Annotated in this window: 16 protein-coding genes; 12 read left to right on the forward strand and 4 right to left on the reverse strand. The window is 36.0% G+C overall.

Going from position 1 to position 12,415, the window contains the following annotated elements:
• Nucleotide 1 precedes the first annotated feature (1 nt).
• Complete coding sequence (locus tag EUC40_RS06545) at nt 2-478, forward strand: ribbon-helix-helix domain-containing protein (protein WP_156574166.1); 477 nt, start codon at nt 2-4, stop codon at nt 476-478.
• A 93-nt stretch (nt 479-571) separates the two neighbouring features.
• Here EUC40_RS06545 and EUC40_RS06550 read toward each other — a convergent pair whose 3' ends face one another.
• Entirely contained in the window at nt 572-2,161 is a 1,590-nt protein-coding gene (locus tag EUC40_RS06550) for a bifunctional metallophosphatase/5'-nucleotidase (protein WP_071713093.1), read from the reverse strand.
• A gap of 200 nt (nt 2,162-2,361) precedes the next feature.
• Here EUC40_RS06550 and EUC40_RS06555 point away from each other — a divergent pair, with 200 nt between their 5' ends.
• From EUC40_RS06555 to EUC40_RS06565, 3 genes are all read left to right on the forward strand, one after another.
• A complete protein-coding gene (locus EUC40_RS06555) occupies nt 2,362-2,625 on the forward strand; it encodes a YqkE family protein (protein ID WP_000727570.1) in 264 nt (87 codons plus the stop codon).
• Between the two features lie 68 nt (nt 2,626-2,693).
• Nucleotides 2,694-3,218 carry a GrpB family protein gene (locus EUC40_RS06560; RefSeq protein ID WP_156574168.1) on the forward strand — a complete coding sequence of 175 codons (525 nt, stop codon included), beginning with the start codon at nt 2,694-2,696 and terminating at the stop codon, nt 3,216-3,218.
• Between the two features lie 121 nt (nt 3,219-3,339).
• Nucleotides 3,340-4,167 carry an aldo/keto reductase gene (locus EUC40_RS06565; RefSeq protein WP_071713094.1) on the forward strand — a complete coding sequence of 276 codons (828 nt, stop codon included), beginning with the start codon at nt 3,340-3,342 and terminating at the stop codon, nt 4,165-4,167.
• A gap of 30 nt (nt 4,168-4,197) precedes the next feature.
• Here EUC40_RS06565 and EUC40_RS06570 read toward each other — a convergent pair whose 3' ends face one another.
• Both EUC40_RS06570 and mciZ read right to left on the reverse strand, forming a co-directional pair.
• The gene (locus tag EUC40_RS06570; RefSeq protein WP_156574170.1) at nt 4,198-5,112 is read right to left on the reverse strand and encodes an aldo/keto reductase; all 915 of its coding nucleotides are present in this window, start codon (nt 5,110-5,112) and stop codon (nt 4,198-4,200) included.
• A gap of 133 nt (nt 5,113-5,245) precedes the next feature.
• Nucleotides 5,246-5,380, reverse strand: a complete 135-nt coding sequence (gene mciZ / locus EUC40_RS06575) for a Z-ring formation inhibitor MciZ (protein WP_000870296.1) — start codon at nt 5,378-5,380, stop codon at nt 5,246-5,248.
• Between the two features lie 74 nt (nt 5,381-5,454).
• Here mciZ and EUC40_RS06580 point away from each other — a divergent pair, with 74 nt between their 5' ends.
• A complete protein-coding gene (locus tag EUC40_RS06580) occupies nt 5,455-6,003 on the forward strand; it encodes an NUDIX hydrolase (protein WP_156574172.1) in 549 nt (182 codons plus the stop codon).
• 24 nt (nt 6,004-6,027) lie between these two features.
• On the opposite strand, the gene EUC40_RS06585 is transcribed toward EUC40_RS06580, so the two are convergent.
• Entirely contained in the window at nt 6,028-6,579 is a 552-nt protein-coding gene (locus tag EUC40_RS06585; RefSeq protein ID WP_000803502.1) for a GNAT family N-acetyltransferase, read from the reverse strand.
• Nucleotides 6,580-6,705: 126 nt separating this feature from the next.
• Between EUC40_RS06585 and spoIIM the strand changes: the two genes are divergently transcribed.
• From spoIIM to EUC40_RS06620, 7 genes are all read left to right on the forward strand, one after another.
• Entirely contained in the window at nt 6,706-7,353 is a 648-nt protein-coding gene (gene spoIIM / locus EUC40_RS06590; protein WP_000269099.1) for a stage II sporulation protein M, read from the forward strand.
• A 106-nt stretch (nt 7,354-7,459) separates the two neighbouring features.
• A complete protein-coding gene (fur, locus tag EUC40_RS06595) occupies nt 7,460-7,915 on the forward strand; it encodes a ferric iron uptake transcriptional regulator (protein WP_000392656.1) in 456 nt (151 codons plus the stop codon).
• A gap of 103 nt (nt 7,916-8,018) precedes the next feature.
• On the forward strand, nt 8,019-8,249 hold the full coding sequence (locus tag EUC40_RS06600) for a YqzK family protein (protein ID WP_001250432.1): 231 nt from the start codon (nt 8,019-8,021) through the stop codon (nt 8,247-8,249).
• A gap of 6 nt (nt 8,250-8,255) precedes the next feature.
• Complete coding sequence (gene xerD / locus EUC40_RS06605; RefSeq protein WP_000390086.1) at nt 8,256-9,146, forward strand: site-specific tyrosine recombinase XerD; 891 nt, start codon at nt 8,256-8,258, stop codon at nt 9,144-9,146.
• Between the two features lie 143 nt (nt 9,147-9,289).
• The gene (locus tag EUC40_RS06610; protein WP_156574174.1) at nt 9,290-10,033 is read left to right on the forward strand and encodes a FixH family protein; all 744 of its coding nucleotides are present in this window, start codon (nt 9,290-9,292) and stop codon (nt 10,031-10,033) included.
• Nucleotides 10,034-10,396: 363 nt separating this feature from the next.
• Nucleotides 10,397-11,581 carry a phosphopentomutase gene (gene deoB / locus EUC40_RS06615; protein WP_071713098.1) on the forward strand — a complete coding sequence of 395 codons (1,185 nt, stop codon included), beginning with the start codon at nt 10,397-10,399 and terminating at the stop codon, nt 11,579-11,581.
• Between the two features lie 12 nt (nt 11,582-11,593).
• Nucleotides 11,594-12,415 carry a purine-nucleoside phosphorylase gene (locus EUC40_RS06620; protein ID WP_016086425.1) on the forward strand — a complete coding sequence of 274 codons (822 nt, stop codon included), beginning with the start codon at nt 11,594-11,596 and terminating at the stop codon, nt 12,413-12,415.

Here is a 12,415-nt window from a genome sequence, read left to right on the forward strand (position 1 = left end):
TGTGACGATTGGAGAAATTATAGATTGTTTAAATAGACGTGAATCCATCGCTATTATAGCAAAACGTCTTGAAATAAGCCCGTATACATTATCGAAGAAATTAAGATGGATTGGATACGAATATGATGGAGAACGGAAGAAGCGTATTTTTGTAGGAGATGGAGAAGAACCACGTCACTTACAACTCCAAGAAGCGACCGCCCTTCAATATGCGAAAACAGATTATCAAGTATTAATTTATGAGCAATTACAAAGTATTTATGAGTTATTAAGAAAGAGAGAAGAAGTAATTGCCCCGATTATGAGTATAAGTACAGAAAAAAAGAAACGTACCTTTTCTATTAATGTAGAAATATTAGCGAAATTAGATGTTATATCAGAATCGAAAGGGATTCAAAAATCTAAACTTGTCGAAGAGGCGTTACTACAATTTTTACAACAATATGATGTTAGCAAAACATCACATTTTGATAACTAAAGAAAAGGATACTATGTTCATCTTAAGAACGAGTATCCTTTTTGGGTTCACATATATCACAAGTAAAATAACGGTTGTTTGTTCCTAGCGTACTTAATTTATTTTTTGAATTCTTCCATCAATAATTGGCTGAATTGGTTCTTTTAATTGTTTTACATAATCGACTAGCGCTTCAAAGTCGTTTGGACCAGTTTCTGAATTCTTCCCATTTTTAAATGATACGAATCCGTCACCACCAGAAGCTAAGAAAGCATTCGCAACTACGCTATATGTTTTAGATGGAGATAATTCTTCGCCATTTGTTAAGCGTATATTTGTAACCTTTTCACCGTTTGGTCTATTTGCATCCCAAGTATATTGAATACCTGAAATTTGAAGCATTCTTGTTGTTCCTTTTTGCCATTGTTGATTTAAAATATCACGAATATCTTGACCTGTTAAATCTACTTTAATCAATTGATTTCCAAAAGGCTGAATGCCGTATAATTCGCCCCATGTAATATCACCAGCGTCTAAGTCATTACGAATGCCACCAGGATTCATAAGTGCGATTTGAGCTTGCATCGTTTGGCGCTGTGCATCGGCAATTACATTTCCAAGAGTAGACTCACCAGCATCGTTTTGTTTACGATCGATAGGTGCTGTAGACTTTCCGACTACTTCATTTACAAGTGGTGCAATTTTTTCTTTATATTGATTTAACTTTTGTTGTACTTGTTTATCAGGTTCTACACCTTCATGATATGTTGTAATAACTTCAGCTTTTTTCTTCACAATATCTTTTGTTTTACGATCAATCGTTACATCTACATCAGAGAAAGCCGTTCCGTAAGAGTTCGCTTGGACAATTAGTTTATTATTAACTGTACCATTTACATACGTATGACTATGTCCACCGAAAATAACGTCAACTTCTGGATCTGTTTCATTGGCAATTCGAGTAAGATCTCCATTTGTTACGCCTGACTCCTCGGTCGTTCCGCCAACATGAGCAAGGACGACAATGGATTTAACGCCGAGACGCTTTAGTTGTTGCGTTGATTTATTAATAGCTTCTACTTCGTCAGTTATTTGTACATTTTTAAGCATAGTAGGCATAACGACATTTGGTGTATCAGTTGTAACAACGCCAATGAATCCTACAGGAACACCATCTACCATTTTTACAGTAAATGGTGGTAAAAATAAGCGGCCAGTTGATTTGTTATAGAAGTTAGCAGCGACATAAGGGAAGTTAGCACCTTTGAAATTCCCTGTTTTTTCGTGATATCCACCGTAAATGAGGCGTTTCATTTCATCAATGCCTTCATCAAATTCATGGTTTCCAATTGTACCGACATCAAATTTTAAGTCATTTAAAAATTCAATCGTCGGTTCATCTTGTAATAATGCTGAAACTGGTGGACTAGCTCCGACGATATCACCAGCATGCACGAGAAGTGTATTAGGGTTTTGTTTTTTACGTTCTTTTAAATAAGTAGCTAAGTAATCAGCGCCACCAGCTTCTTTGTTATTAATTTTTTTTACAGTATCTAGTTGTCCATGGAAATCATTAATACCAAGCATTTGTACGTCTATGTAGCGGTTTTGTGCAGCTGGAGTCTGAGATGGGGGAGCAGCGAATACACTTGAAAAAGTAATGGTGCTTAAAACAGCAACGGCAGGAATAATTTTTTTCCACATAGTTCATTTCTCCTTTTTTATAATCTGACATCATACGACATAATTTTAATAGATTCATAGAATTATATCTATAACAAAATTTTGTTTTTTCGAAAAATTAACATATTTACAAAAAAAGAATAATAGAGTAGGGAACCTTTTTTATTGTCGATTCTACCGAGTATCTACTATAATGGAGAAAAAAGTAAAAGGTGAGCAGCATGAAGAAAAAGAAACAAAGACAAGTACAAAGACAATCTCAAGTGAATCAACCAAAGAATGAATCGCTAACGTTAGGGGATCAATTAAACGATTCACTTATGCAACAATTAAAAAATAAGAAAAAAGAGTTGCAAGTGAGAGAAGAGAAAAAAGAGGCAGCAGAACTAGAAAGAAAGCGTCAAGAACAAAAAGAACGTGAAAAAAATAAATCATTTGAAGAACTGTTAAGTGAAAGCAATCTTACTTGGAAAGACTTTAAATAATAACAAAAATGATCAGTGAAATACTACTGATCATTTTTTGACGAGTTTGTAAGAAAAGGGGAGTTAGAATGAGGAAAATTGTCGTCGTTCCGCATGAAAATCATTGGGGTGAAAAATTTCAAATAGAGGCTGAAAGATTAAAGTCAGCGATGCCAGAAACGGTGAAAATCCATCATATTGGCAGTACATCGGTGCCGGGACTGGCAGCTAAACCTATTATTGATATGATCATGGAAGTAGAAAGTATCGACAGAGTAGATAGGTGGAATGAACTATTTATAGAGCTTGGTTACATCGTCAAAGGGGAAAATGGCATTTCAGGACGCCGCTTTTTTATTCATGGAACGGAGGAAAAGCGCTCATATCACTTGCACGTGTTTGAAAAAGGAAATCCTGAGATAGTAAGGCATTTAGCGTTTCGTGACTATATGATGGCTCATTGTGAAGAAGCAGAGGCATATGCAACTTTAAAGAAAGAATTAGCCGAAAAATATACATATGATGGCACGCAATATACGGAAGGGAAAAATGAGTTTGTCCGTAATGTGGATGAAAAAGCGAAAGAATGGAGAGAAGGAGATGCGAATAATTGAGTTCACGTTTTTCGTGTATAAAATTATTATGTAAACTGTACGTATGTTTTGACTTTTGGGATAAATATTGTTGAAATAAAGTTGTGGTTTATAAAAATGTAACAATGAAAGGGAGACGACTGTGCATATTCCAACAATTACACTTCATAATGGCGTAAAAATGCCGATGATTGGCCTAGGTGTTTATAAAGCGAAAGAAGGCGACGAAGTAAAGCAGGCAGTAAAAACAGCGTTAGAGGTTGGATACCGTTCAATTGATACAGCAACTGTATACGAAAATGAAAGCGGTGTCGGAGAAGCGATTCGTGAATCAGGAATTCCGAGAGAAGACATATTTATTACGACAAAAGTTTGGAATGACGATCAAGGATACGAGGAGACACTTGAGGCGTTTGAAAAAAGTTTAAAGAAATTACAAATGGACTATGTAGATTTATATTTAATCCATTGGCCAATTAGAGGAAAGTATGTTGATACGTACCGAGCTTTAGAAAAATTATATGAAGAAGGTAAAGTTCGCGCAATTGGTGTTTCTAATTTTCATCAACATCATTTAGAATTGTTATTACCAAATTGTAAAGTGAAGCCAATGGTAAACCAAGTGGAACTTCATCCGATGTTAGCGCAATTTGAATTGCGTACTTTCTGTCAAGGTGAGCAAATTCAAATGGAAGCGTGGAGTCCATTAATGAGGGGCGGCGAAGTATTCCAGCATCCAATCATTCAAGCTATTGCTAACAAATACGAAAAAACACCTGCGCAAGTTATATTACGATGGGATATTCAAAGTGGAATTGTTACGATTCCTAAATCTGTTACACCATCTCGCATTCAGGAGAATTTTACGATTTTTGATTTCTCACTAACTGAAGAAGAGATGAATCAAATTAATACGTTAAATCTTAATTTACATGTAGGAACGAATCCTGATAAATATGATACGCTATAAAAAAGACGCTACCAGCATGGTAGCGTCTTTTTAACGATGTAAAGCATAGGTATCACATTTGGCAATTTGCTGAAGCTGTATATATTTTTCTTTTGTTAAGTGTGTTTGTTTACTAGCCTGTATATTCTCCTGTAATTGCTCAATAGAACTTGCACCAGGTATAACAGCTGCAACAGTTTCATTATGTAAGCAATATTGAATAGCTGTTCCTGTTAAAGAGCTTTCTCCAACCGTTTCTTTTACACTCGCTAGTGTTGTATGTAATTCATCGTAGGAATAAGAAAGGTAATCTTTTTCTTTTACTCTTTCTACCTTTCTTGCATTGTTGTCGGTTAAAATTCCTTTTGCAAGTGGTCCACGAGCAATGACGCTAATTTGATGTTCAGTAAGAAGTGGGAACCATTCTTCTGAACGACGATTTAAAAGGCTATATTCCATTAGTACGCTAACGATATTTGAGCGTTTTGCATACTCGCGGATGACATTTGGACGTATAGAAGAAATCCCGTAATGGCGAATGATACCTTCTTTTTTCAATTCTTCAAAAGCTTCAATGGTTTCATCTATAGGATCTTCAATCGTCCCGCCATGTAGTTGATAAAGATCAATATAATCTGTTTGAAGTCTACGTAAACTTTCTTTTACTTCAGTCTTTATATAAGCTTTGGAAGGATCCCAAGACCAGCCATTTTTTTCTTCTGTCCATCGATTTCCAACCTTCGTTGTAAGAACCATTTTGTCTCGTTTTCCTTTTAAGGCTTTTCCAACAAATTCTTCATTTAATCCATAATCATATAAATCCGCTGTATCAAAAAAATTGATTCCTAAATCGATTGCTTCATCGATAATATGCATAGCCTCTGTTTCAGATGTACCGAGAGACATACAGCCAAGGCCCATTTCTGTAACAAACAAATCTGAGTTTCCTAATTGACGTTTTTTCATAGGTCAACCTCCTTACCTTTATTGTACGAGAGGGGAAAGAGGTTGACAAACGTTTCCTTTTGATCCCGCATTAACTGCCCGTAAAAGTCCGAGTGGTGTGGGTTAATAATCAGATGAGGATGGCCTCTTAGGACTAATGTTTCACTTTATTTGCTGTAATCCACTCTTGTACAGTTGTATACTCTTTGCCATATTGTTTTAGCTTATGGCGAATTTGCCACGCTTTTCCGACTAAAGTGACGCGATTTGGTAAAATATAAACTTTCATTTCTATCACGCTCCTTTCAATGTGGTAAAATGTATGAAGAAAGCATAGGAAATAGAACAGGGAGATGAAGTAGTATGAGTAATCTTGCAGAGAGAACGGTAAAAACTGAGCCGATTTTTGATGGTAGAGTTATAAAAGTTCGTGTTGATGATGTAGTATTACCAAATGGAGAAATGAGTAAACGTGAAATTGTAAATCATCCTGGTGCAGTTGCTATTATTGCTATTACTGATGAGGGGAAAATTGTGCTTGTTGAGCAGTATCGTAAAGCGCTTGAAAAGGCGATTATAGAAATTCCAGCTGGCAAGTTAGAACCGGGTGAAAAACCTGAAGTGACAGCGGTTCGTGAATTAGAAGAAGAAACAGGATATGTATGTGAAAACATGGAGCTCATTACTTCTTTCTATACATCTCCAGGATTCGCAGATGAAATTTTATATGTATATAAAGCGACAGGTTTGACAAAAAAAGAAAATAAAGAAAATAAAGCAGCTTTAGATGAAGATGAGTTTGTGGAGTTAATGGAAGTATCATTAGAAGAGGCGAGTACTCTTATGAAAGATCTTCGTATTCATGATGCGAAGACGATGTTTGCAGTACAATATTTACAACTACAAAAATAAACACTCGCCAAAGGCGAGTGTTTTTTAATTAATTTTTGCATATACACGTGCATCACGTAAGCTACCATCCGGCGCTAGGAAATCATTTTCCATCGTGCCTTCTAAAATAAATTCTAAACGTTCTGCTAAGTTACATGCGTTTGTATTTGTTGCATCAGTACGAATTTCAATTCTTCTAGCACCTAGTTTATCAAAGGCGAATTGAATGGCACCTTTAATAGCTTCGGTCATATAGCCTTGTTTTGTATAAGCGCTATGTAGCCAGAAGTGAAGTGAAAACTTTGGAATATCCCAGTTTTCAGGTTTGAGCGTAATCGCCCCGATGAATGTACCTGATACTTTATCGTATAAGTGAAAATCAAGTGTTTCACGAAGTAAAAACTGCCCGTGAGCGTTGCGAACAATTTCTTCAGCACTCTCTTCTGTTTCAGCGTTAATTGGTATCCACGGCACTAAGTCTTCTAGGGAAGCTTGGATTGCTTCATACACTTCGGTACCATCACCTGGAAACGGTTTGCGAACTTGTAAGCGTTCAGTTTGAAATAATGTTGGAAAATCTAATAATAATGGTTTCAAGAGAAATCCCTCCTATTCTCTACTTTTTAGTTTAGCAAAGTAGAGCGGAATTTCAATGTTAATTCGTCATACTTTTTTTCTTTCTTTCATACATTTCTAGTAATAGTGTGAACGGAGGGAAGAAAAATGTGGCGAAAAACTTGGCAAGACCGTGTAATGTCTCACATACAGGAAAACTCTTCATTATATATATTTAACGCTGTTTTATTATTGATGGGAGTAATATTTGGAGCCATTCTTGTGAATAGTTTACAAATAAATCAAAAGCAAGATTTATCATTTTATTTACAGCGTTTTTTTGGACAAGTTTCTAAAGGAGAATTCGCTATCGCGGGCGAAATGTTTCGAGAAAGTTACTTTTCGCAGTTAAAATACATCGGCTTTATTTGGATTTTAGGGATTTCAATTATTGGATTGCCACTTATTTTTATTTTATTATTTGTAAAAGGAGTAGTTGTTGGATTTACAGTAGGTTTTTTAGTAAGTCAGCATGGTTGGAATGGATTATTACTTGCATTCGTATCTGTATTGCCACAAAATCTTATCATAATTCCAGTATTTCTCGTTATGACAACAATTGCCGCAAGTTTTTCCTTACGTATGATTAGACATCAATTTATCCGGAAAATAACCGAGCCACTATTACCATTATTAATTCGCTATACATGCTTCTTTCTTGTGATTGGAGCGGTGTTAGCTCTTGCTTCTAGTGTGGAAGCTTATGCATCGCCAGTTTTAATGAAAGAAGTCGTTGAAGCTATTAATAAAAAATAAATACTTTTTGAGAATAATTATCAATTTGTTTTTATTGTTTTTCTTTTGACAGAAGCCCTTCTTCTGATATAATGGTGTAAGAGTGGCGAGGAGGGAGTAGTACCGAATGGAAGAAAGAATTGAACGAATTAAGAAGCAATTACATGCAGCGAGCTACAAATTAACACCGCAACGTGAAGCAACAGTTCGTGTGCTGCTAGAAAATGAAGAAGATCATTTAAGCGCAGAAGATGTTTACCTCCTTGTAAAAGAAAAGTCGCCAGAGATCGGATTAGCAACCGTCTATCGAACTTTAGAGCTATTATCTGAGTTGAAAGTTGTCGATAAGATTAACTTCGGAGACGGTGTTTCACGCTATGACTTACGCCAAGAAGGTGCGCAGCGTTTCCACCATCATTTGATTTGTACACAATGTGGTGCTGTACAAGAAATACAAGAAGATTTACTTGGTGAAGTGGAAAGGAAAGTAGAACGAGACTGGAGCTTTAAGGTGAAAGATCATCGTTTAACATTCCATGGGATTTGTAAAAATTGTCAAGAAATTGAAACGGATGAAAAATAACCTTTTCCTATTTATCTAGGAAGAGGTTTTTTATTTGAATAAGGTATAAATTGGTGAAAGCTTGGCATATGTTGTAATAACTTATATTTTGGAGGAGTTTACAATGCGCCGAGCTTTAAAATTAACTTTTGATGGAATAAAAGTATTTTTATTATTTACAAGTTGTACGATTTTGTTTTATTTCGCTATACTATGGATAAATGAAGAATATGAAAGCTATCATCGTTATGAAAAACCAAAAGAAGAGACTGTAGAAAAAGTATCAGGGAATGAAGAACCGGCAAAGGATGCTTTCGTAAATAGAATGATGTTTTTCTATGAAAATGGGGAGTAGTGTAGATTGGAAGATCAATTAAAAGATTTTATTCATTATATGGTTGTCGAAAAGGGATTAGCGAAAAATACAGTAGTATCTTATGAACGTGATTTGAAAAGTTATGTAAAGTATTTGCAAAATGTAGAACAGACCAAAACTTTTCATGAAGTGACACGCTTGCATATTGTTAACTTTCTGCAACATTTAAAAGAAAACGGAAAATCTTCGAAAACATTAGCACGTCATATTGCATCGATTCGTTCGTTTCACCAATTTTTACTTCGTGAACGGGCGGTAGAACACGACCCATCCGTACATATTGAAACGCCGCAAGGGGAGCGGAAATTACCAAAAGTATTATCAGTTGATGAAGTAGAGGCGTTACTTCAGACACCAAAAATGACGAGTGCTTTTGGAGTTCGTGATAAGGCGATGCTAGAGTTACTGTATGCGACAGGACTTCGCGTTTCAGAATTAATCGCACTAAATTTAGAAGATGTACATTTAACGATGGGGTTTGTTCGTTGCATAGGGAAAGGGAATAAAGAAAGAATTATTCCATTAGGAAGTTTAGCGACGGAAGCAATTCAAAAGTATATTGAAAAAGGAAGACGAGAATTGATGGGGAAAAAAGTAGTAGATGCACTCTTTTTAAACCATCATGGTAATCGATTATCAAGACAAGGTTTTTGGAAAATTTTAAAACGATTAGCGAAAGAAGCAAATATTGAAAAAGAGCTGACACCGCATACGTTGCGTCACTCTTTTGCTACGCATTTATTAGAAAATGGGGCAGATTTACGTGCTGTACAAGAAATGCTTGGACATGCAGATATTTCGACGACGCAAATTTATACGCACGTTTCAAAAACTAGATTAAAAGATGTATATAAACAGTTTCATCCGAGAGCATAGTTACTATGCTCTTTTTTCATAGATTCAGAAGGGAAGGTCGTTTCACAGAAACTTCACAAATATTTCGTACATTGTTTTCAGCAGAAGACTGGAATATTACAATGTGTTTCCTCTATACTAAATAAAGTATGAAGGAGGAAATGATGATGAAAAAACTTATTATGACTTTATTTATCGCGATGCTAGCGTTGGCTGGCTGTAATACAAACAAAGAAGAACCGAAAAAAGAACAGAAACTGGAAGCTGTAAAAGTAGCAGTTCAAACAAATCCGAAAGAAATTAAACCAGGTGAAAAAACAGAAGTACAAGCACTTGTTACACAAGGAAAAGAAAAAGTAACGGATGCTGATGATGTAAAGTTTGAAATTTGGAAAGCTGGCGACGAAAAGCATGAGATGTTAGATGGTAAGCATAAAGGGAAAGGTGTTTATGCAGTAGAGAAAACGTTTGAGACGGATGGAGTATACCATATTATCGCTCACACAAATGCACGTGAGATGCATGTTATGCCAGAAGTAAAAGTTGCTGTAGGAAATGCGAAAGTAGAAGATGCGAAAAAAGAAAGTAACAATCACGATGCAGGGCACGGCGATCACAAAAGTGACACAATGATCCACCTTATGGCTGGTGATATAAAAGTAAATAATGAAGCAACAATGAAAGTTCATTTAAAGCAAAAAGAAGAGGCATTAACGGGTGCTGAAGTCCAACTTGAGATTTGGAAAGATGGTGTTGAAAAACACGAATTTATTCCGGCAAAAGAAGGAAATAAAGGAGAGTATGAAAGTAAACATACTTTTAAAGAGAACGGTACTTACAAAGTGAAAGTGCATGTGAGAAAAGGCGAACTCCATGAACATAAAGAAGAAACAGTAGAAGTTAAATAATGAGCAGCTCTTTAGAGCTGCTTTTTATTTTGTATAAAGAAATAAGTCACAAAATAGTTAGCACTTCTTTGTATAATGGATTACAATAGAAGTGTGAAGAAAATGAGAAATTCTACGAAAATGTATTAAAAAGAAAGCGTAAACATGTTATGATATCAATATCAGATGTCTGACATCTGACTTAGAAAAAACTAGAAATGTTTTTACGTCGTTTCAAGTAAAACAAAATAGGTTAGAGAATGACTTAAAGAAGTACTGTTTGACAATGAGAACGAAAGATAATTCTTATGGAGAACAGTTTCACTTTATAGCGTTTTGAACATACTACAGGAAGTAGAACTGAACTTATAGGAGGTCGCAGTTATGAATAAATATAAACGTATATTCCTAGTCGTAATGGACTCTGTTGGAATCGGTGAAGCACCAGATGCTGAACAATTTGGTGATTTAGGATCTGATACAATTGGTCACATTGCTGAACATATGAATGGGTTACAAATGCCTAACATGGTGAAATTAGGTCTTGGTAACATTCGTGAAATGAAAGGTATCTCTAAAGTAGAAAAACCACTTGGATATTATACAAAAATGCAAGAGAAATCTACTGGTAAAGATACAATGACAGGACACTGGGAAATTATGGGTCTTTACATTGATACACCATTCCAAGTGTTCCCTGAAGGATTCCCGAAAGAATTACTTGATGAATTAGAAGAAAAAACAGGTCGTAAAATCATCGGTAATAAACCAGCTTCTGGAACTGAGATTCTTGATGAGCTTGGTCAAGAACAAATGGAAACAGGTTCTTTAATCGTTTACACTTCTGCTGATAGCGTATTACAAATCGCAGCACACGAAGAAGTAGTGCCGCTTGATGAATTATATAAAATTTGTAAAATTGCACGTGAATTAACGTTAGATGAGAAATACATGGTAGGACGTGTTATCGCTCGTCCGTTCGTTGGAGAACCAGGTAAATTCACACGTACACCAAATCGTCACGACTATGCGTTAAAACCATTCGGTCGCACAGTAATGAATGAATTAAAAGATAGCAACTATGATGTAATTGCTATTGGTAAAATTTCTGATATTTATGATGGCGAAGGGGTAACTGAATCACTTCGTACGAAGTCTAATATGGATGGAATGGATAAGCTTGTAGATACATTAAATATGGACTTTACAGGTCTTAGCTTCTTGAACTTAGTTGACTTTGATGCATTATTTGGTCACCGCCGTGATCCACAAGGATACGGAGAAGCTCTGCAAGAGTATGATGCTCGTCTTCCAGAAGTATTCGAAAAACTAAAAGAAGATGATTTATTATTAATTACAGCAGATCACGGTAATGATCCAGTTCACCACGGTACTGATCATACACGTGAATATGTACCGTTATTAGCATATAGCCCAAGCATGAAAGATGGCGGACAAGAATTAGCACTTCGCCAAACATTTGCTGATATTGGTGCAACGGTAGCAGAAAACTTCGGTGTGAAAATGCCAGAATACGGAACAAGCTTCTTAAACGAGCTAAAGAAATAGGGGGATAAACAAATGAATCGTGAACTTATTACAAAATCAGCTTCATACTTAAAAGAGAAATTTCAAGAAACACCACAAGTAGGACTAATCCTTGGATCTGGACTAGGTGTATTAGCAGAAGAAATCGAGAACGCAGTAACAGTACCTTACAGTGAAATCCCTGAATTCCCAGTATCAACTGTAGAAGGTCATGCAGGTCAACTAGTATTCGGTACACTTCAAGGTGTAACAGTAGTAGCAATGCAAGGGCGTTTCCACTTCTATGAAGGATACGACATGCAAAAAGTAACATTCCCAGTTCGTGTTATGAAAGAACTAGGTGTAGAAACGGTTGTTGTAACAAATGCAGCTGGTGGTGTAAATACATCATTCGAACCAGGCGACCTTATGTTAATTTCAGACCACATTAACTTCATGGGTACAAATCCATTAATCGGACCAAATGATTCTGAAATGGGTGTACGTTTCCCTGATATGTCTACATCATACACAGTAGAGCTTCGCGAAATGGCGAAACAAGTTGCAGCAGACTTAAATATTAAAGTACAAGAAGGTGTATACGTTGGAATGACAGGTCCTGTATATGAAACACCTGCTGAAATTCGTATGCTTCGTACACTAGGCGGAGATGCAGTTGGTATGTCAACAGTACCTGAAGTAATTGTAGCGCGTCATGCTGGTATGAAAGTACTTGGTATTTCTTGTATTTCAAATATGGCAGCTGGTATTTTAGATCAGCCACTTCACCATGATGAAGTAATTGAAACGACAGAACGTGTTAAAGCTAACTTCTTAGCATTAGTAAAAGCAATCGTAAAACAAATGAAGGGGTGA

The sequence above is a fragment of the Bacillus luti genome (assembly GCF_009739945.1).
GTDB classification, from domain to species: domain Bacteria; phylum Bacillota; class Bacilli; order Bacillales; family Bacillaceae_G; genus Bacillus_A; species Bacillus_A luti.

Bases quoted from the DNA above. Each gene is read 5' to 3' on its own strand.
- EUC40_RS06600 (WP_001250432.1), top strand. From the start codon at position 8,019: ATGCGCCGAGCTTTAAAATTAACTTTTGATGGAATAAAAGTATTTTTA.
- EUC40_RS06580 (WP_156574172.1), top strand. From the start codon at position 5,455: ATGAGTAATCTTGCAGAGAGAACGGTAAAAACTGAGCCGATTTTTGAT.
- mciZ (WP_000870296.1), bottom strand. From the start codon at position 5,380: ATGAAAGTTTATATTTTACCAAATCGCGTCACTTTAGTCGGAAAAGCG.
- EUC40_RS06560 (WP_156574168.1), top strand. From the start codon at position 2,694: ATGAGGAAAATTGTCGTCGTTCCGCATGAAAATCATTGGGGTGAAAAA.
- EUC40_RS06610 (WP_156574174.1), top strand. From the start codon at position 9,290: ATGATGAAAAAACTTATTATGACTTTATTTATCGCGATGCTAGCGTTG.
- spoIIM (WP_000269099.1), top strand. From the start codon at position 6,706: ATGTGGCGAAAAACTTGGCAAGACCGTGTAATGTCTCACATACAGGAA.
- deoB (WP_071713098.1), top strand. From the start codon at position 10,397: ATGAATAAATATAAACGTATATTCCTAGTCGTAATGGACTCTGTTGGA.
- EUC40_RS06555 (WP_000727570.1), top strand. From the start codon at position 2,362: ATGAAGAAAAAGAAACAAAGACAAGTACAAAGACAATCTCAAGTGAAT.
- EUC40_RS06620 (WP_016086425.1), top strand. From the start codon at position 11,594: ATGAATCGTGAACTTATTACAAAATCAGCTTCATACTTAAAAGAGAAA.
- EUC40_RS06550 (WP_071713093.1), bottom strand. From the start codon at position 2,161: ATGTGGAAAAAAATTATTCCTGCCGTTGCTGTTTTAAGCACCATTACT.
- fur (WP_000392656.1), top strand. From the start codon at position 7,460: ATGGAAGAAAGAATTGAACGAATTAAGAAGCAATTACATGCAGCGAGC.
- EUC40_RS06570 (WP_156574170.1), bottom strand. From the start codon at position 5,112: ATGAAAAAACGTCAATTAGGAAACTCAGATTTGTTTGTTACAGAAATG.